Below are 18,814 nucleotides of genomic sequence, written 5' to 3'. Positions count from 1 at the left end.
CCACACGCGAGGCCTCCCATGAATTCGCTGCATCGTTGGTCGAGTTGCGCAACTGCAGCCTGCGCTGCCCTCCTCTTCAGCATCGCCCCTGCGGGCGCCCAAGCCGATGAGCTGTCCGGTCAGTTGACCGACGCGGCCACCGGGGTGCCCGTGGCGGGCGCGACCGTGAAGGTGCTCGGCACCAACGAGGTCGTCCAGACCGACGCCCAGGGCCGCTACGCCTTCGACGTCGCCCCCGGAAAATACGAGCTGTCCATCGAGGCGACCCTCGGAGACGAGCGCTTCGAGTCGCGATACGTCAACCAGCGCGTCCCCCAGCGACGCCAGGGCACGCCGCGGGTCTACACGACCCATTTCCTCGACGAGGGCCACGAGCGCCTCGAGCACGCCGTGGGGCTGCCAAGCTTCAGCGGCAGCTTTCCGGAGGAAGGCGGCGGCTCGATTCCCATCACCGACGTGCTCGGCGCCGAGGCCAACCCGCTCGGGCTGACCATCCCGTCGGACACCAACCCGACCATCCGCGTGGGGCGGCGCCAGGACCACACCGGCCAGCAGGGCTGCACCGACAGCTCCAATCCCATCGTGGGTATCGACGAGATGACCCTCGACGAGTACGTCAAAGGCGTGCTGCCGCCCGAGATCGGCGTGTTTCGCAACCTGCCGGGCGCCTCGGAGGTCTACAAGGCGTTTGCCATCGCGGCCAAGAGCTACGCGCTGTATTTCGTGGTCCACTATGGCCCGAATAACCGGCGCACGCTCAACCGCACCGTCGACGGGATGACCTGGTTTCACATCGACGACACGGCCTGCAACCAGCGCTACTCCGACGACCGCATGACGATCACGACCAACGCCGCCCAGGCCGTGGCGAGCAAGATCTTGGTCGACAAGAGCAACCCGAACAATATCGAGAAGTACGAGTACGCGGCGAGCTGCGGCAAAAACGGCACCCGCCCCGAGCACCAGAACGCCATCGTGCCCGACAACCCGTCGGTGAGCTCGTGTGTGGGAAGCTGGTGCGGCCACAACTCCTGCGCCGGCCACGCCGACCACCCGAACGTGTCGGGGAGCGACCGCTGCCTGGTGCGCGGCATCTGCCAGTGGGGCGCGGCGAGCTGGGGCGAGGTCGGAAAGACCTACACCTGGATGCTGGCGCACTACCAGCCGAACCTCGAAATCAAAGAACTCGGCCCCACCGGCCCCGAGTCGGTCGTGCTCACCGGCTATGCCTACACAGATGCGGACGATATCAGCGGAAGCGGCGTCGCCGACGTGTCCATCGCGCTGAGCGACGGCCAGTCGACGGCGACCAACGCCTCGGGGCAGTACCGCTTCGACGCAGTGCGCGTCGACCTGGGCTCGGTCGACATCACGGCGACCAAGAGCGGTTACGAGACGGCGACGCGCTCCAAGGACCTGGTCAGCGGCGCGACCAACTGGGGGAGCATCCAGCTCGTCCCGGGCACGTCGAGCGGTGATGACACCGGCGGCTCGCAGGACGCGGGCACGGTGGCCGACACGGGCGGTTCGAGCGATGACGCAGGATTGGACGACGCCGGTGTCGTGACCGACGCCGGAAGCAATAGCGGCGGTGATATCGGCGGCGACGCGAGCGGCGAGCGCAACAGCAGCCTCGGCCCGCTGGTCAAGCCGTCTCGCGGCGTCCAGGGTGGCTGCTCGTCGGCTCCCTCCGACGCGCCTTCCGGCCTCGCCGCGCTGCTTGTCGCGCTCGGTCTGGTGGGCCTGTCGCGCCGGAGAGTGTGAGCGAGGCGTCGGCCGAGTCCGACACAAGAAACGAAAAAAGCCGCCGGCGTCGAATCGCCGGCGGCTTTTTTGTGTCTGGCGCCTTCTTCCGATTACTCAGCGAGGAAGCAGGTGCCGGTCGTCTGGAAGGTGTCGATCTCGTCGTTATCGGGGTCGTTGTCCCAGTTCGCCGGCGGCGTGCAGTCGAGGCAGATATCGATGGGATACTGGAACTTGTTCGACTCGACTTCGCGGCCGCTGAAGGTTTCGCCTTCGATCTGAATCTCGGCGATGAGCGGCACGATGGGCTTGGAGGCGTCGGCGGGGTAGCCGGCCGCCTGGACAGCCTGCGAGTAGAAGTCTTCGAGCGCCTGGATCTCGCGCTGGCCGAAGATCGGGAAGCTCACAACTACGCCGCCTTCGTTGCTGGGAAGCACGGAGGTGAACAGCTCCTTCTTCTCGAGCGTGGTGGCGAACTCGGCGCCGTTGAACTTGTTGAGCTCGGAGGGGAAGCGCACCGTGGCCCCGGTGACCATGATGTAGTTCTGGTCCTCTTTGAGGCCCTCGAAGTTGTCCCCGCCGCCACCGCCGGCGCCGACCTGAGTGCTCTCTTCGAGCAGGTTCTGGATGGCGGCCCAGAAGACGAACGAGGGGTGCGAGGCGCCCGTGGTGAAGGGGGGGCCGACTTGACCGGCCTCCTTGAGTTCACGAATGTCGATTTGGCCGCGCGGCGAGAAGTTCTCGACCGAGCCGGGATCGACCGTGGCCTCGCACGTCAGCGTGCCGTCATCACTGATGGACCCCTCGAACAGGACACTGCCCTGAAGGGACATGCTCGGCTCCTGCTCGACGCACGCGCTGGCTCCTACGAGCAGCAGCGAACACGTAAGAAGTGCGATATTTTTAGTCCAGCTTTTCATTTATCTACTCTCCTCGAGGGTTCTCGATGGCCTGGAGCCACGACCTCTCGACCAACTGGTGGCTATACTTCTATTGAGACGGAAATCTCAGCCTACGTCAAATCCATCACCAAGATTCTTACTCGGTCGTCACCGCCCCGGCGCCCGACTGGGTGCCCAGCGACTGGGCACGGTTGACGATGCGCGGGGTGATGAAGATGAGCAACTCGGTGCGACGCTCGCTGGTCGAGGTCGTCTTGAACAGGTTGCCCAGAATCGGAATCTTGTGGAAGAACGGCACCGCCGACAGGCTCGAACCCGAGTTACGGGTGTAGATGCCGCCGATGACGGTGGTGTCGCCATCCTTGATGAGCAACTCGGTCTCGGCCTGCTTCCGGATGATGGTGGGGTCGCCACTGGCACCGGTGTTCTGGAAGTCGGGCTCGTTCTTGGAGGCCGAAATCTGCAGCTGGATATTACCGTCCGGAGTCACGTGCGGGCGAACCGTCAGTTCCAGGGTCGCGTCGACGAAGACGGTCTGGACGCCGGCGGCGCTGACCACGCTGATGGGAATGCTGGTACCCTGCGAGATAGTCGCCTCGGTGTTGTCCAGCGTCAGGATGCGCGGCGAGCTGACCAACTTGGCGTGGCCCTGCGACTCGAGAGCCGACAGGCGCAGGTTCAAGTTGACGCTGCCGCCCACGCTACCCATCGTCAGGCCAATCGCACCACCAGCGCCAGTACCAGCCGGCGCGGGCAGGTTGACCGCGAAGTTCGGGTTGCTGGCGGTACCGGCCGTGGGGGTCTGACCGTCGGTCGCGCCACCGGCCACACCGAGCACGCTCGGGAAGACCAGTCCGGTCGGGTTGCCGTTGCCCTGCGAGAAGGTGAAGTCACCACCCCACTGGATACCGAGCTGACGGTCGAAGGTGTCGTTGGTCTCGACGATACGAGCCTCGATGAGCACCTGCGGCACCTGCGAGTCGAGGCTTTCGACCAGCGCGCGAATGGAGGCCAGGTTGTCCGGGAGGTCCTTGATGATGAGCGTGTTGGTGCGCTCGTCGACCGTGACGCTTCCGCGCGGGCTCAGGAGCCCCTGGACCTGCGCTTGCATCTGGCCGGCTTCGGCGTAGTTGACGGGCAGCAAGAAGACTTCCAGAGGCTGGAGCTTCTCTGCGCGGGCACGAGCCTCGGCGCGCTTCTTCTCCTCTTCGATGAGCACCGACTGCGGGGCGACGCGAATGACGTTGCCGCGCACCTCGAAGCCCAAGCCCTGCGACTGCAGGATGGTCAGGAAGACCTGGTCGAGCGGGACGCTGCGAAGACGCATGGTCACCGAGCCGTCGACGCCGTCACCGGTGATGATGTTGACGCCACCCTCTTTGGCCAGGAGGCGAAGCACGTTCTGGATGTCGGCCTGGCGAAGGTCGATGGTCAGGCGCTTGCGCTTCATGCCCGGCACGGTGTTGACCTTGGTGGGGTCGGCGACGGTGCGCGGGTAGTTCGGCGGGGCCGAGGTGAAGCTCTGGCCGTCGTCGGTGCGACGCGGCTGGCCGTTGGCGGCCATCTGGCTGTTCTGGGTCGGCGCGTTAGCAGCCATTCGGGGAGCGAACTCCCAGACGACCTTGTTGCCTTCCTGGCGGATGACTTCGGAGGCATCTTCGCCGAGCTCGGCTTCCATGCGCACCTTGCCACTCTCGTCGGTGTAGCTCGACACGAAGCGGACTGCGCCGCCCTGCGCGTCGGGAGCCAGCGTGCGCTGGAGCTTCTCGGGAAGCTCGACGCCGTTGAGGATCATGACCGCGCGGCTGTCCTTCCAGGGAAGGGTCTCGAAATTCGAGGGGCGGTCGAGCTCGACGACGATGCGCGAGCGGCCCTGAGCGGTCTCGAGGCGGATGTCGCGCACGTGGTTGGCTTCGTTGGGGTTGATGGCCACAGCCTTGGCGGCGGGCAGATCTTCGCGGGTGCGAATGCCCTCGAGCTCCTTGCGGCGCGCTTCGATCTGGCCTTCGGTCTCGCTCAGTTCCTGCTGGGCGCGCTCGCGGCGCTGGGCCAGCTCGGACAGACGCTCTTGTTCGGCCACACGCTTTTGCTCGAGGCTGGCCACGCGCTTCTGCTCGGCTTCGAGCTTGGCGCGAAGCTGCTTGAGGCGAGCCAACTCGGCGGTGTTCTGCGCGGCCTCGTCGTTGCTGCGCTGAGTGCGAGCCTGCTCGAGTTCGCGGCGAAGCTGAGCGACCTCGGCTTCGCGAGCGTCGACGAGCTGTTGCAGCGAGGCGACGCGCTCATTGGCGCTCTTGGCTTCCTTGCGGGCCTTCTCGAGCGAGGCGAGCTGACCCTCGAGGCGCTTGCTCAAGCGCACTTTCTCTTTTTCGATCTTCTCGAGTTCGCCGCGCACCGACTCGTTGCCTTTCGACAGCGAGTTGCGAAGCGAGGCGAGCTGCTCTTCGAGCTGCTGCTGACGCTCTTTGGCGGCGTCGAGCTTGGCGAGCTGGGCGTCGACCTTTTGCGAGGACTGCTTGGCCTGCTGGGCCATGGTGTCCAGGCGATTTTTGAGCTGGTCCTTTTCGGAAGCCACCGAGTCGAGCGCACGACGGGTCGTGTCGAGCTCGCTGGCGAGCTTCTGGGCGCGCTTGCGGGCCTGGGTGCTCTCTTGCTGGGCCTTCTCGGCCTGAGCCAGCGCGGCTTGGCGCTCGCGCTCGAGCTTGCGGACCTTCTGGAGGGCCTTGTCACGCTCGGTGCGCAGCTGGCCGAGGTCGCCTTTGAGCTGGGCGACCTTCTTTTCACGCCGGGTGATCTCGGCCTTGGTCTCTTTGAGCAGGTCACTCTGGCGCGCGATCTTGGAGGCGAGTCGGTCGCGCTGCTCGCCGCTGGCCTTGGTCATCTCGGCGCGAAGCTGCTCGAGCTTCTGCTCGGTGGCTTCGAGCTCGCTGCGCGTGTTGCCCAGCTTGCTCATCGCCTGGTTGTAGCGGTCTTCGCTGCTGGCGAGCTTGGCGCGGTACTTCGACTCGACCTGGTCGAGCTTGTCTTGAAGCTTGGCGACATTCTTGGGGCTCTTGCGCCGCTTGTCGCCGTCGACGAAGACGATCACGTCGTTGCCGTCGGCTTTGACGTCGTAGTGCGCCGCGGTGTCGAAGCCGATGATCAGACGGGCGACCGACTGCGAATTCTCGTCGAAGTCGATCAGAGCGACCTTCGAAATCACGCCGTTGCCCACGCGCTTGGTGATCGCGTCACCGTCGAGCTGGCTGCCCGAGATGTCGACGAAGAGCCGAAGCGGGTTGGTCAATTTGAAGACCGAAAAAGTCGGGTCACTCGTGCCGTGAACACGGATATAAGTGCCGTCTTGGGCTTCGTTGATCTCCAGCGAACCAACCGAGTTGGCCGCGGCGTGATTATTCGTCTTTCCTGTCCCCTGGGCGAAGACGGGAGCGCTCAGCCCCATCAAGACACACAGGAAAACGACAGAAAACTTCCGTCTCATGGCATGACTCCTAAGTCTCACTGAGCTATCAGCCCGACCTGGACAATTAGTGTGGCCCAGCGGTGAACTGTCATGTTCGCTCAACAGTTGCATCGTATTACAAGCTCCAGATCGAAGCGTTCAGAGTGACTGTGGCGCGACTCCTCCGTCGCATCCTCAATATGGCAATCGTCAACGCCGGGGCGGCAAACCGCCGCGGCGCGTGTTCTGCTGGCGCTCGGAGGCCGCAGCCCCGGGTGCCCTGCGATCGAAGGACTCTTGGACGGCCTTGCGGCCCTCGTCGGTCTGAAGAAGCCGGCGCAGTGCCTCGCGTTCTTCGTCGCTCAAGCCTTCTTCCTGGCGGACCTCGAGCTCGTCATTGGCCAGCTCGAGGGTGGTCAGCCGGGTTTGGGTCTCTTCCTCGTCGGTGATCTCGCGCACCTCGACTTCGTTGTCGCGGATGTCGGCGATGGTGCCACCGTTTTGCCCGATGCGATCGCCCTCTTTGACCACGTGGCCGAAGCCCTCGGGGTCCAAGAACATCGCCTTGGGCACGGCCACCTCGCTGATGATGGCGACCAGTTGAAGTTGGCCGAGTCCGTACTTCTCGAGAGGCTCGAGCGGACGCACGTCCCCATCTGCCAGCTGTTCTTTGGGCTGGAAGATCTCCAGGTCGGGCAAAAACGGGTTGCGCCGCACCTGGTCGGGATACTCGGGGCGCTCGTACTCTTCTTCCTCTTCTTTTTCGCTCGCCGTCGCCGCCTGCTGTTGGGCGGCCTGATTGGCGCCCGGGTTTTGGGCTTGCTGGGCGTTTTGAGCCTGCTGGCCACCAGAACCGTCGAGCCCCAGAAACTCACAGCCAGACGTCCCCAGCATAAGCAACGCCAGGAGTACGACGGTGGCGCGGGCCGAAGAGATGTTGTGACTACGTGTGTTCACTTGCTTGCGATCCATTGCTTGAGTGCGGACCCGTTAGATGCGGTCCCTCCACGATGACTACTTGCCGCCACCCTGCTTCTGCTTGAGCTGGAAGGTGGTCGCCTGGGCAGTCACGACGAGGTCGCCGTTTTGGTTCAGCCCCGACTTCTGGCGCTTCATCGAAAGGTTCTTGACGTTGACAATACGCGTCATGCGACCGACGTACTGGAAAAAGTTGGCTAGCTCGTCGAAGGTGCCGACAAGCTCCATGTTGACCGGGATCTCCAGGTAATACTGCTGCGGCTTGCTCTCCAGGCGCTGGAAGCTCTGAATTTCGAGTCCAGCGGTCTTGGCCTGGTTGTGAATGCGCTGCAGCAGGCTCGGGATCTCGGCCGTCTCGGGCAACTTCTCGCGAGCGATGAGCAACTCTTGTTGCAGCTCGGCGATCTTGGCGCGCATGCGCGCCTGGTTTTCTTTGAGGCGCTCGAGTCGCTTCTGTTCCTGCTCGAGCTTGCTCAACTGATTCTTGTTCGACTCGATATCGTCCTGAATGGGCGTATAGATCGAGAACCAGAATCCGGCGGCCAGACCAACCAGCAAGATGATCAGAAGGAGAACCTTCTGAGCCATGGGCACCTGGTTGAATTTATCGATGAAATCGTTCATGAGCTCTTACGTCCCGATGATCTCAAACGGCGGTTGTCCGTGCAGGCCCGACCGCGATTAGGAGCCGTCTTTGGCCCCATCGTCTTTGGGTACTGTGGTATACGACAGCTTTCCGGTGACCCGAAATTCGACCAGCTTGACCTTGGCACCTTTGGAGCCGGTGGCCTTGACGTAGTCGAGTTGAACACCGTCGAAGTGCTCGGCGGTGGTCAAGCGCTGCAGAAATTCGGCCACGTCGTCGGCGTTCATCGCCGAGCCGAGCATCTCGAAGTCGCCCTCGGTCTCCTCGAGCGACTTGATCCACAGGCGACGAGTGTCCCACTCCACGTTCCAGTTTTTGCGCGACTGGGCGTGGCGGTCCTCCTCGTTGCGCGGCGGGCTGAGCATGGCCTGGACCTCGTCGAGCACGCGCACCGGACCGGTGCGTTTCTTCTCGAGCTCGTCGAGGATCTGGACCTGCTGCTGCAGCTCCTGCTGCTTGGCCTCGAGCTGCTTGGCGCTCTTGACCTCTTGCTCGGCCTTTTTGACCTTTTGCTGGTTCTGGGCGACCTCGGTCTTGAGCTCGTCGAGACGGCTCGACTCGGCCATGTAGACCGCCGCAAAGGCGGCAATCTCCAGAATGATCAGCAGCGCAAAGGCGATGAGCTGGGTGCGCCCTGCCGAGCGCCTCCGGGCCTTCTTGATTGGAAGTAGGTTTACGCGAATCATCGTTCGTTCGTCCTCCGAAGCGCCAGGCCGACGGAAATGCCGGCGATCGGCGCCCAGCTCTGAATACGCTCGGGCGAGAACTGCCGCTCATCATAACTGATGTTGCGGAACGGGTTGGCCACCTCGGCCGGTACGCCGCTGATACGCGCGATCGTACGGATCAGCGAGGGGATGGCCGCCGTGCCACCCGAGGCCACGATCTTGTCGATGTGGCTGTCGGCAGCAGTAGCGGCGTAGAAGTCCAGCGAACGCTGGATCTCGTTGGCCATATCCTCAGCTTTATCTTGAATGATGGACTCGACCTCCTGGGGAAGCACCTCGTCGGTGCCGCCGCCAGGCGTGCCGCCCATCTTGTACATTTCGGCTTCTTGATAGGTGATGTTGAGCTGCTTCTGGATCTCTTCGGTGATGTCACTGCCACCGATCGACAGATCGCGGGTAAAGACGGTCATGCCGTCGGTGACCACGTTCATCGACACCACGCTGTTGCCGATATCCAGAAGAACGACCGTCTCGTTTTCGTGGTAGCCGTAGTTGACCTCGTACATGTTCTGCATACAGAACACGTCGACGTCGACCACGATGGGCTTGAGGCCGGTCTCGTGGCAAACGGCAGTGTAGTCGTTGATCATCTCCTTTTTGGCCGCCACCAATACCACGTCCATCTGGCCCTGCTCAGTGCGCGGGGCGAGGACCTCGAAGCCGATAAACACGTCCTGGATGTCGAACGGGATATACTGCTCGGCCTCCCACTGAATCGACTCTTCGAGTTCCTCTTGAGTCATCAGGGGCAAGGTGATCTTTTTGATGATGACGGTGTTGCCCGACACGCTCAGTGCGGTTTCTTTGTAGCGCACCTTATTACGGTCGAGCAGCTCGGCGATCGCATCGGCGACCACCGTGGAGTTCATCAGGGCCCCGTCGACGATTGTCTCCGGGGGGAGTGTTGTGTGGTCAAACGCCTGCAACTGCAGGCCTTTTTTCGTCTCTTTGAGCACACAAAGTTTGACTGCACTCGACCCGATATCGAGACCGACGCAGTTTCGTCCCTTCGCCATGCGTGCATCCTCTTACAGCGGAAAATTCTGTTCTAGGCGCATGGTGCCACGCGCCTCAGAGCAGTGTCAAGAATTCCTAGCCGTCCAATTCGGCTCAGAATACGACCGGTTGCGTCACCTCGCCGTCAGCGAAGTGGTCCCGAAATCGGGCTTGTGGGCCCATCCTACGGGCGATCGCTCCAGGTTCACTTCCTTTATACATCACTTTTATCAGTGCCAAAGTTTTTTGTGAGAAAATTCTTCACCGGCCCCATCTTCCCCCGTTTGGGGCCGTCTGGGAATTAATTTGGGGCGGATAGCTGTTCGGTTGACGGCAAAATGATGATCGGGTGCGGCCTACAGGATCGTGAATACTGCCGCTCGATTCGTGTTTCGATAGAGGGTTGTTGTTCTGCAGGTTGTGTCTTTATTCAAGGCAACACAGCAGAAATGACAACCGGGTGTTGCTCGACGCGCGCATTTGACGTACAAGGTCGGCGCTTCAACACAGCTCTATAGGTGAGTCGGTGGTGCCGCATCCAGCGCGCTGGAGTCTCGGGGACCTGAAATCCCCCTTGCAACTTTTGGCGTCTACCGACATTTTCGGGGCCATTTTGAACGCCCTTGGGCGACGGATGGCAACAAACTCGTCCACATAGACACAGGTTTATCGATGGAAGCGAATAAGCTCGAGGAATTTCGACAGATGCTTGCCGAGGAGAAAAAGACCCTCCTTCGCAAGGCGATGCATACCCTCAAAAACGAAATCGAGCTGAGCAAAGAGGATATGGCCGACGAGGCGGACCTGGCGAGTGCCTTGACGGACCAGAACCTGAGCCTCAGACTCAGGGGCCGTGAGCGCTCGCTGATCGACAAGATCGATCTGGCCCTCAAGCGCATCGACGCCGGTGAGTTCGGCGAATGCGTCATGTGCGGCGAAGAGATCTCGGTCAAGCGCCTCAAAGCACGCCCGGTGACCACCATGTGCATCGCGTGCAAAGAAGACCAAGAGCGTCGCGAGCGCCACTTCGCCGAATGATTCAGGTCAGGCGGCGGCTCCTCAGACTTTGGGGCCGCCTCTGCCACCCTCACCGTTGTTTGTGATGTCCGGAGAGACCATGGCCGGCAGTAAGCTGTATTTGTACACCACCGAAGATTGCGCCCGCTTCGGCGAGGCCCGAGGCCGCGGCGGCGACGTCGAGTTCCCGCCGGGAGTCCACGACTGGACCGACGTGCTCGACTGCCGTCACGCGCCCTACACGGACAAGTCGCTGGCCGAAAACTGCGAGATCGCTCACCACGTGCGCAAGCACTATATCTTGGTGGGCGAAGAGCAGATCTCCAAAGAGACTCCCACGGGCTGAGGACTCCGACCGAGCGTCATGCAGGCGGGACGATTGGCTCGCCGGCGTGAAACCGCTATACTGGCGAGCCTACGCTGCATCCAACGATGACCCGCATGCACCCGAGGCAGCTGATGGCGCTCGAAGTCGAATGGAAGGGGCATACCCTCGAGGTCTCCGGCAACTGGACCTGGCGCTGGCTGTATCTGGCGCCGACCTACGAACTGCGTATCAATGGGGAGTTTGTCGATCGAACCAGCGGACCGCGGGTGCGCCCACGGCTGCAGGCGATCGTCGAGGACAATGACGGCGAGGTGTATCACGTCGACGCCGAATTGCTCTCGCTGATCGGCTATAACCCGACCTGCGAGGTCAATATCGACGGCGAAGTCGTCCACAGCGGTCGCGTACGCGTCGAAAACTTCCTCAACCCCTTTCTGGTGCTCTTCATCCTGATCTCGACGGGCGTGATGCTCTACCTGGGCCCCGAGGTCATCCGCCAGTACTGGCCGCCGATGTAACCCCGCCCTGCCCTGCTGGCCCACCAACTACAGCATCACCAGGCTGTCGCGGTGGACCACTGTGTCGAGCACACGGTAGCCGAGCAGGGCTTCGATCTCGTCGCTGTGGTGGCCCGCAATGCGCCGAATCTCCTCGGAGCCGTACACGGTCAGCCCACGCCCGAACACTTTGCCCGCACGATCAGCGAGTTCGACGACACTCCCTTCAGGAAAGTCGCCCTCGACGGTGCTGACTCCGGAGGGCAAGAGGCTCGCGCCGCGCTGGGTCAGCGCACGCACCGCGCCTTCGTCACATAGGAGTCGGCCGACCGGCCGCGCACCTGCGCCCAACCAGACCTTCTTGCCTGCCAGTCCGCTGCCGCTTCCCGGCGTGATCAGCGTGCCGATTTCATCCTCGTCGGCGATCTCGGTCAAAATCCCTCTGCGCTTGCCTGCGCTGATCACCGTGGGAACACCCATACGCCCGGCCGTCTGCGCGGCCTGGACCTTCGAGAGCATCCCCCCGCGACCCACCCCCGAGGTCGACGGGCCGGCGACCTGCTCCAGATAGGGGTCGTCAGCATCGATTTGGGAGATGGGCTCGGTAAACCGGCGCGTGCCCTCGTCGTCCGTCTCCACGTCATAGACCGCCTCGACGTCCGACAGGATCACCAACAGATCCGCGCCGACGAGTCCGCAGGTCATCGCCGCCAGGCGATCGTTGTCGCCAAAGCGAAGCTCTTCGGTGGCCACCGTGTCGTTCTCGTTGACGATGGGCACGACGCCGAGCCGATGCAGTTGATTGAGCGCCATGCGCGCGTTCAAAAAGCGTCTGCGGTCATCGAGGTCCCCGCGCGAGAAGAGGACCTGCGCGATCTTGTGGCCGTGGTGGCCAAATTCGTCGGCATACATCTGCATCAGCCGTGACTGGCCGATGGCGGCGTAGGCCTGCAAGCTCGGGATATCGCTGCGATCCTCATCGGGCCAGCCCATGTGCTCTCGTCCGAGCGCGACGGCTCCCGAAGACACCAACGTGACTCGCTTTCCGCGCGCCAGAAGCGACGCGACGTCTTCGACGAGCGCGGCGAAGGCCGGGCGGTCGAGGCGGCGCGCATCGCGCAAAAAGACCGCACTACCAATCTTGACCACCCAATGCTCGGCCTTGCTGATCCAATCGCTTCGTTTCATGGGTTTTCGTCTTTTACGTCTTTGGTTGATGAATTCGTTCGCTCGATGAGCTGCGCGCGGGCCATCTCCGCGAGCGCCTGTTCGATCCGGTGGAGACTGCGGTCGCGCTCGACGTGCACGATCGCGTCGTCGTCGGGCGCTTCGACTGGCGTCGACTCCACGGAGAGTTGGTCCGCAAAGCTGGCCGCCAAGGTCGAGCCATCCTCGAGTTGCCAGCGGATCTCGAGAGTGCGCGAGCGTCGGCCGCCCGTGTTTCGGACCTGAAGCTCGCCACGAAGTGGGGTCGCACGGGTTTCGAAGCGACGGAGCCATCCGGTCTGCGAGTCGGCTCGTGGTCCGCAGATCAACGGCTTGCCGCCGATACGAAAGGTCGCCTCCTCGCCCCCTCCCTCGAGCGCTTCTTGCCGACTCCAACCGTTCGACACCGCGTCGAGGAGCGTCTGCACGGCGCTACTCGCCGCCTCCACGACGCGCTCGCGCTCGTCCGCCCGCACGGCTCGGCGATAGTAGGCGCGGCCGTCGTCGCTCACGTAATTCTGATCGCCCACAATGAGCCATCGCGGGCTTCGGCGCCCCTCGAGGCCAAGCTCGGTGCGAAAATCGGCCTGCATCTCGAGGGCCAAGTCTCCGTCCCCGTCGCGACGCAGCACACGCGTCTCTTTCCAGCGCTCCTCGACCCCCGCCGCGCTACTCCGTGTCAGCTCGAGCGCCCATCGGTATCGATAAGCCGTGTCGGCGGAGAGCTCGAGTTCGCAGGCCGGCACCATTGGCGCGGCGACTCGCTCGGCCACCTGCTGCGCACGCTGACGGACTTGCAGAGCACGCAATACCCCACTCTTGGACTCGGTGGAGGCTTGCTCGCGAAGGGTCTCCTCGAACAGACTCGCCGCCCCGCTCGCCCCGTCGCACGCGCTGCAGAGCGGCGTCAGCACAGCGAACACGCACAGTGCACTCGCGACTTGCCATTTCCCCGTCCGACCCGATTGTTGTGCATCAGCGATGGTCGACTCCTGAGCATCGCCCCCGGTGGTGCTCGCATGATTGCGACTTGACCTGATCCGGGGCGAGCGCGCAAGCTCGATAGGTAGTTTTCGTCTGCGTTATTTACGTCTCCGCCAGCCCTCGCAAGGACCCTTTGCACATGAGACGAATCGTCGTACTCGGGTGTGGATTCGGCGGCCTCAAGGCAGCGCGGGAGCTCGAAAGAGCCCTCGCCGGCCGTCGCCGCGTCCAGTTGACCGTCGTCAGCGATCGCTCCCACTTTTTATATACGCCACTGCTACCCAGCGTGGCCACCGGCGAGCTCGATGTCGCTCACGTTACTTTCCCCATTCGAGCGGCGTTCGACAAGTCCACCGAAGTGCTCATCGAGCCGATCGAGGCGATCGACCTCGATGAACGGGTGTTGCGCGGAGCCAAGACCGACGTGGCCTTCGACTACCTCCTGGTCGCCTGCGGCAGCCAGACCAACTGGGGCGACCATCCAGAGTGGCGCGCCCATTCGCTGACCTGCAAGAGCGCCCGAGACGGGGTGCGCCTTCGCGAGGAGATCACCCGCGCCATCTCGGAGGCAGCCGAGCTCGACTCGACCGAGGAGCGCGAGCGCCGGCTGACCTTTGTGGTCGGCGGCGGCGGCGCCACCGGTGTCGAGTTGGCCGCCGAAATCATGACGACCTTCCAAACTGAAGTCGCCGCCGTGGTCTCCGACGCGGTAGCGAGCGCCTTTCGGGTGGTGCTCGTCGAGCAGCAAGAGCGATTGTTGCCCACCATGCCTCCCGAGTTGGGGGCATTGGCGCGCGACCACCTCCGCTCGCTGGGAATGGAGCTTCGAGTGGGCACCGCGGTCGTCGACCGCAGCGCGGACGAAGTCGAGTTATCCACCGGCGAAATCATTGTGGCCGATAACTTTTTGTGGTGCGGCGGCGTAAGGGCGCCCGATTTGGTGACCGACGCCGGCTTCGAGATCGACATCCAGGGGCGCATCGCCGTCGACGACACCTTGCAGGCCCACGGCCTCGCCGGCGTCTATGCCATCGGCGACGTCGCCGGCTTGCGTGCAGACGTGCCGTGGTCGGCCCACGTCGCCTCCCAACAGGCCCCATTCGCCGCACGAAATATCGTGGCGGACCTTTCGGGGCGAGCCGGACGCACATGGGAGTATCACCACCACGGCGACTTGGTCACGCTCGGCCGCCAGCACGCGATCGCCTGGGTTGGCGAGACTCCGTTGGAGGGCCGGGGAGCACGCACGCTCTACCGGCTCATCCACATGGCCATGATACCGACCGGCGTCAAGAAGGCAGGGCTCCTCAAAGAGTGGCTCTTCGCGCGCTTCCGACGCACCTCCCGCCCCTGGAACCTCTTGGAAGCGGAAGGCGAGGTCGCCCAACTCGAATCGGAAGCCCCCAAATAGTCACCCGCTAAACTCATCAAGAACGAAGAGAGCCGCCAATTTGCTGGCGGCTCTCTTCGTTCTTGATGGGTGAGGCGTCGAGCTTCGGATTACCTACTGCTTGAGCATCTCGAGCTCTTTTTGCAGCTCATTCTCGACCTCTTCGCCGCCTTCCTCAGCCGGCTTGGCTTCTTCTTTCTCGGCCGCAGGCTCTTCCTTTTTGGGCTCGGGCTTCGGCTCCGGCTTTACGACCTTCTTCGGCTCGAGCTTCGGCTTCGGCTTTACGATCTTCTTCGGCTCGGGCTTCGGCTCCGGCTTTACGACTTTCTTCGGCTCGGGCTTCGGCTCCGGCTTTACGACCTTCTTCGGCTCGGGCTTCGGCTCCGGCTTCTCTGTTTTTTCCGGCTCCGACTTTTCTTCGCCGCCCGCCGAGGCGCCGTCGGTTTCGGTCGCCGCCTCTCTTGCGCCAGCGGCTTCCTCGTCGGCCCCAGCCTTCGCGCCTTCATCTTCCTTGGCGGCCGAATCGCCCGCCGACTCGGCAGCTTCGTCGCCACCGGCAGCCTCATCGCCCTCTTCGGGCTTGGCTGCCTGGTCGTCAGAAGCAGGCTGTTCGTCCGAAACAGGCTGGTCGTCTTGCTTCGCGCCCTCGTCCTTCGACTCGGCGGCAGCTTCACCACCCGCGGCGTTCTCACCGCCGGCTCCCGGGCCCATGAAGAAGTAGGCGGCTGCGCCGGCAATCAGCACGAGCACGACGATGCCAATCAGCGCGCCACTCCCCTTCTTCTCGGACTTGGCGGCGGGCTTGGCTGCGACCGGCTCATCGATACCCTGCGGCTCGAATGCCTCGTCGACCGGCTCGGAAGCCTCGTGATCGTCTTCGTCTTCGAACTCGTCGAGCACATCCTCGATGTCGGCGGCGATGCGATCGGAGGACGGCGCCTCATCGGCGACCTCCAGCTCATCATCCTCGTCGTCGAACAACTCGGCGGCCAGATCGGTCTGTTCGTCGTCTTCGTCGTCTTCGACGTCATCGTCGGCCTCGTCGAAGACGGCGGCTTCTTCGTCCGCCGCTCCAGTCTCCGGCTGCTCGACTTCGGGAGCCTCGGCTTCCGGCTCTTCGACCTCCGATTCTTCGAACTCGGGAGCCTCGGCTTCCGGCTCCTCGATGGGTTCGAACGGATCGGCGTCTTCCTCTTCGTCTGCCTCTTCGCTCACCGGGTCATCGGCGGCAAAGAGTTCCTCTTCTTCCTCGTCGTCGACCTCGTCGAACGCCGCGGCCTCGTCGTCCGCCTCTGCTTCTTCTTCGGCGGGCGCATCAGCCTCGTCTGCCTCCGGCTCCACGGCGTCGTCACCGTCGAAAGGATCGACAGCATCGTCGAACGCCTCGTCGGCGGAGACATCGCCCTCTTCCTCTTGAGTGAGCGGAGCAGCGGCGGCAGCCTCCAAGGCGGCTGCGGCATCTTCTTCCAACGCTGCTCCACCGTCAGCCTGCAGTTCTGCCTGCTCCTCAGGTTCCTCGCTGTCACCTCCGTGCATGTCGAACAACGGCGTACCGTCGTGGGGGCATTCGGTGACCGAGGCTTCGAAGTTTCGTCCACAGGTCGTGCAGAAACGCATTTGGATGGGTCCTCCTCCGAGAGTACCTACTCCGCATCGGCTGGCGGCGGCAGGAACGAAAAAAAGTCCCGGTCGACATTTCCGCTGGATCTTCTCACGCGCGGCTGTCGCGCCGGGGGTCTCGAGACGAAAAGTACCATATAACATTCTCTTAGTGGCGACAACATATTGCCTGACAATGCCCGACATGAAAAAGCGGGGCCGCAAAACGGCCCCGCTGGTCGGGTTCGGCAATGTCGCGCTATCCCGTCAGCTTACTGGCTGATGGTGAAACGCGTCTTGAAATTCTTGTCGTGGATCTTGCCGCTGATCTCACCGGACACGCCGCCTTTGTTGACCTTGCCGCTGAGGCGCGCGTTGCTGTTGCCGCGGCCCTTGCCGGTCAGGGCAATGGCGTTGTTGCCTTTGCGCACGGTTCCCTCGAGCGGGATGACGAAGCGCTTGCCTTCGCGCTTGCCGGTCAGCGAGCCCTTGGCATCGTAATCGTCCTGAATGGTCAGCTTGAGCTGGCCGTCGGTGATGCCACCGCCGCCCACGCTACCGGTGACCGTGCCGGTGATCGGCGGGGTCTTGGGCGCCGGCTTGGCAGCCTTCTTCTCTTCTTCGCCCTCGGCGGCCGCGCCCTCTTCGGCGCCAGCGTCGCCCTCTTCAGCAGCAGCGTCGCCTTCTTCCTCGGCGCCAGCGTCGCCTTCTTCTTCGGCGGCCTCCTCTTCAGCCGGCTCCTCTTCGGCAGCCTCTTCTTCAGCCGGCTCTTCTTCGGCAGCTTCGCCTTCCGTCTCGGCTTCTTCAGCGGCGGCCGGCTCGTCGGCGGCTTCTTCTTTCTTTTTGCAAGCCGGAAGCGCCAGGCCTGCGGCGATCAACATGATGCAAAACAGTTTCAGCGAAAACTTCATGAGTGCTCCTCTCTGTGCACATTTCGTTCGACAGGTTGCGAGGCGTGCTCTGAAAAGCACAGGGACCTCGCATCGTCATCAACCACTATCAAATCCGGCAAAAATCCTCTTCAAAGTAGTAACGGATAGTAGGAAGCGCCGATCTGGTTGTCAATCGCACGGTGGGCTTGGAAGAAGCCTACCAACTGCTCTGTTGAGTGATCCCCGGTCGTCGCGCTATGGCTTAGGTTGGCGGCTCGAACAACTCCCCATCTGCCTCGAGGTTGTGTCATGGCTCGAAAACCCAAATGCCCCATCTGTCGAGAAGAGGTCGAACTTTTGGCCGACAACGAGTTCTTCCCGTTTTGCTCCAAGCGCTGCAAAATGGAGGACCTGGGCAAGTGGCTCAACGAAGAATACCGCATGCCCCTGGGCCCTGACTCCACCGAGCGTAGCCTGTCGTCGACCGAAGAACCCGACTCGGGCTCGGGTCGGGGTTGAGCTGCTCAGTTGTCGGTCCGGATCGCTTCGGGCAGCGCCTTGGACATGTTGACGTCGACCCCCGTCTGCTCGTCGCGCTTGATGTAGATGTTGCGAATCCAGCGGTCGTAGCCCGATTTGGTCACCTCCAAAAAGTACTTGCCCGTGGCGAGCTTTTGGGGCTTGTCCATCGGAGAGGTCAGCGTGATCACCTCGGACTTGGCCTTGGGCGAATCGAGCTCTTTGGGCTCCAGTTTGATGGTCGCGCCCTCCTGGGACACATTGACGCGTACCGTGCCGTGAAACAGCTTTTTGTCGAGTGAAAAGCTGACCTCCTCGCTCTCTCCCTCTTCGATTTCGACCTCTTGTTGCCTGGAGACGTGGTCGGTCGCCCGCGCCTCGATGGCGTACTTGCCGGCGAGCAACACCGCCTTGTCCACCCCGCTCTTGCCGAGCACATAGCCCTCGATGCGAATCTCCGAATCCGCGGTGGGCTCGATCTCGACCGACAGCGTGCCGGTCTTTTCGTCGGCCGAGCACTTCGAGATGCCTTTCATCGCGTCGGCGCGGTTCTGTTCGCCTTGCTCGAAGGTCAGGTAGGCGTTGTACAGGAGCACTGCCTTGCGGCAATTCTTCTTGAATCGGTAGACCTCGGCCAAGTTGAAGTGCGCCTGCGGATACTGCTCGGGAGCGGCCATCAGCACTTTTTCGTAGTGCGGAATCGACCGGGTGACCGCGCCGGCTGAGGCCAGGCGGTTGGCTCGGGCAAACTCCCAGGCAGCGTTGATCTTCTCTTCGCCTTGTTGGTCCTCCTCACCAGCCAGCGCAGGCAGGCTCGTCGCCAGGACCAACAGGGCTACCATGGCTGCGTAGATGCTTGTGCGCGCTCGTGTCTTCATAGGTCCACCTTCAAGTTCTGCTCACGATGCAGGCTCCAGCCTCACTGGGACGGGCCCCAACGATTGAAGTACGCCAAGGAACAAGTTGGCGT

Annotated in this window: 17 protein-coding genes; 6 read left to right on the top strand and 11 right to left on the bottom strand. The window is 62.8% G+C overall.

The genetic code is table 11. The features are described 5' to 3' along the window. Positions 1-18 precede the first annotated feature (18 nt). Positions 19-1,764: a carboxypeptidase regulatory-like domain-containing protein gene (locus FIV42_RS19895; RefSeq protein ID WP_141199382.1), complete on the top strand. Its 1,746-nt coding sequence runs from the start codon at positions 19-21 to the stop codon at positions 1,762-1,764. 92 nt (positions 1,765-1,856) lie between these two features. On the opposite strand, the gene FIV42_RS19890 is transcribed toward FIV42_RS19895, so the two are convergent. The 6 genes from FIV42_RS19890 to pilM all read right to left on the bottom strand — a co-directional run bounded on the left by FIV42_RS19890 (position 1,857) and on the right by pilM (position 9,452). Continuing rightward, positions 1,857-2,663: a hypothetical protein gene (locus FIV42_RS19890; RefSeq protein WP_141199381.1), complete on the bottom strand. Its 807-nt coding sequence runs from the start codon at positions 2,661-2,663 to the stop codon at positions 1,857-1,859. 118 nt (positions 2,664-2,781) lie between these two features. Continuing rightward, complete coding sequence (gene pilQ / locus FIV42_RS19885; RefSeq protein ID WP_168210793.1) at positions 2,782-6,123, bottom strand: type IV pilus secretin PilQ; 3,342 nt, start codon at positions 6,121-6,123, stop codon at positions 2,782-2,784. Positions 6,124-6,294: 171 nt separating this feature from the next. Continuing rightward, the gene (locus FIV42_RS19880; RefSeq protein WP_168210792.1) at positions 6,295-7,041 is read right to left on the bottom strand and encodes a pilus assembly protein PilP; all 747 of its coding nucleotides are present in this window, start codon (positions 7,039-7,041) and stop codon (positions 6,295-6,297) included. Positions 7,042-7,098: 57 nt separating this feature from the next. After that, complete coding sequence (pilO, locus tag FIV42_RS19875; protein ID WP_141199378.1) at positions 7,099-7,686, bottom strand: type IV pilus inner membrane component PilO; 588 nt, start codon at positions 7,684-7,686, stop codon at positions 7,099-7,101. Positions 7,687-7,743: 57 nt separating this feature from the next. Then, complete coding sequence (locus FIV42_RS19870) at positions 7,744-8,394, bottom strand: PilN domain-containing protein (protein WP_141199377.1); 651 nt, start codon at positions 8,392-8,394, stop codon at positions 7,744-7,746. Then, on the bottom strand, positions 8,391-9,452 hold the full coding sequence (gene pilM / locus FIV42_RS19865; protein WP_141199376.1) for a type IV pilus assembly protein PilM: 1,062 nt from the start codon (positions 9,450-9,452) through the stop codon (positions 8,391-8,393). The genes FIV42_RS19870 and pilM overlap by 4 nt, the downstream gene beginning before the upstream one ends. Before the next feature lie 652 nt (positions 9,453-10,104). On the opposite strand from pilM, the gene FIV42_RS19860 reads away from it, so the two are divergent. From FIV42_RS19860 to FIV42_RS19850, 3 genes are all read left to right on the top strand, one after another. Beyond that, positions 10,105-10,470, top strand: coding sequence for a TraR/DksA family transcriptional regulator (locus FIV42_RS19860; protein WP_141199375.1), 366 nt, complete (start codon positions 10,105-10,107; stop codon positions 10,468-10,470). A gap of 79 nt (positions 10,471-10,549) precedes the next feature. Then, positions 10,550-10,795 (top strand): hypothetical protein, encoded by a 246-nt coding sequence (locus FIV42_RS19855; protein ID WP_141199374.1) that lies wholly within the window; start codon positions 10,550-10,552, stop codon positions 10,793-10,795. 113 nt (positions 10,796-10,908) lie between these two features. Next, on the top strand, positions 10,909-11,295 hold the full coding sequence (locus FIV42_RS19850) for a thioredoxin family protein (protein WP_141199373.1): 387 nt from the start codon (positions 10,909-10,911) through the stop codon (positions 11,293-11,295). Between the two features lie 27 nt (positions 11,296-11,322). Here FIV42_RS19850 and proB read toward each other — a convergent pair whose 3' ends face one another. Continuing rightward, the gene (gene proB / locus FIV42_RS19845) at positions 11,323-12,462 is read right to left on the bottom strand and encodes a glutamate 5-kinase (RefSeq protein WP_168210791.1); all 1,140 of its coding nucleotides are present in this window, start codon (positions 12,460-12,462) and stop codon (positions 11,323-11,325) included. Further along, complete coding sequence (locus tag FIV42_RS30260) at positions 12,459-13,394, bottom strand: hypothetical protein (protein WP_168210790.1); 936 nt, start codon at positions 13,392-13,394, stop codon at positions 12,459-12,461. Before FIV42_RS30260 ends, proB begins: the two co-directional genes overlap by 4 nt. Before the next feature lie 209 nt (positions 13,395-13,603). Here FIV42_RS30260 and FIV42_RS19840 point away from each other — a divergent pair, with 209 nt between their 5' ends. Next, complete coding sequence (locus tag FIV42_RS19840; protein ID WP_141199371.1) at positions 13,604-14,875, top strand: NAD(P)/FAD-dependent oxidoreductase; 1,272 nt, start codon at positions 13,604-13,606, stop codon at positions 14,873-14,875. A 93-nt stretch (positions 14,876-14,968) separates the two neighbouring features. Here the strand turns inward: FIV42_RS19840 and FIV42_RS30550 are convergent, their stop codons facing one another. Next, positions 14,969-16,471 (bottom strand): hypothetical protein, encoded by a 1,503-nt coding sequence (locus tag FIV42_RS30550; protein WP_174769517.1) that lies wholly within the window; start codon positions 16,469-16,471, stop codon positions 14,969-14,971. Positions 16,472-16,725: 254 nt separating this feature from the next. Beyond that, the gene (locus FIV42_RS19830; protein WP_141199370.1) at positions 16,726-17,364 is read right to left on the bottom strand and encodes a hypothetical protein; all 639 of its coding nucleotides are present in this window, start codon (positions 17,362-17,364) and stop codon (positions 16,726-16,728) included. Between the two features lie 270 nt (positions 17,365-17,634). Here FIV42_RS19830 and FIV42_RS19825 point away from each other — a divergent pair, with 270 nt between their 5' ends. Beyond that, entirely contained in the window at positions 17,635-17,844 is a 210-nt protein-coding gene (locus FIV42_RS19825) for a DNA gyrase inhibitor YacG (RefSeq protein ID WP_141199369.1), read from the top strand. Between the two features lie 5 nt (positions 17,845-17,849). Here FIV42_RS19825 and FIV42_RS19820 read toward each other — a convergent pair whose 3' ends face one another. Further along, on the bottom strand, positions 17,850-18,722 hold the full coding sequence (locus FIV42_RS19820; protein WP_141199368.1) for a PEGA domain-containing protein: 873 nt from the start codon (positions 18,720-18,722) through the stop codon (positions 17,850-17,852). Between the last annotated feature and the right edge of the window lie 92 nt (positions 18,723-18,814).

Origin of the sequence: Persicimonas caeni (genome assembly GCF_006517175.1) — a bacterium.
Lineage (GTDB): Bacteria > Myxococcota_A > Bradymonadia > Bradymonadales > Bradymonadaceae > Persicimonas > Persicimonas caeni.
The sequence above is the reverse complement of the archived record's forward strand: the minus strand, read 5'-3'. Positions and strand labels throughout refer to the sequence as shown.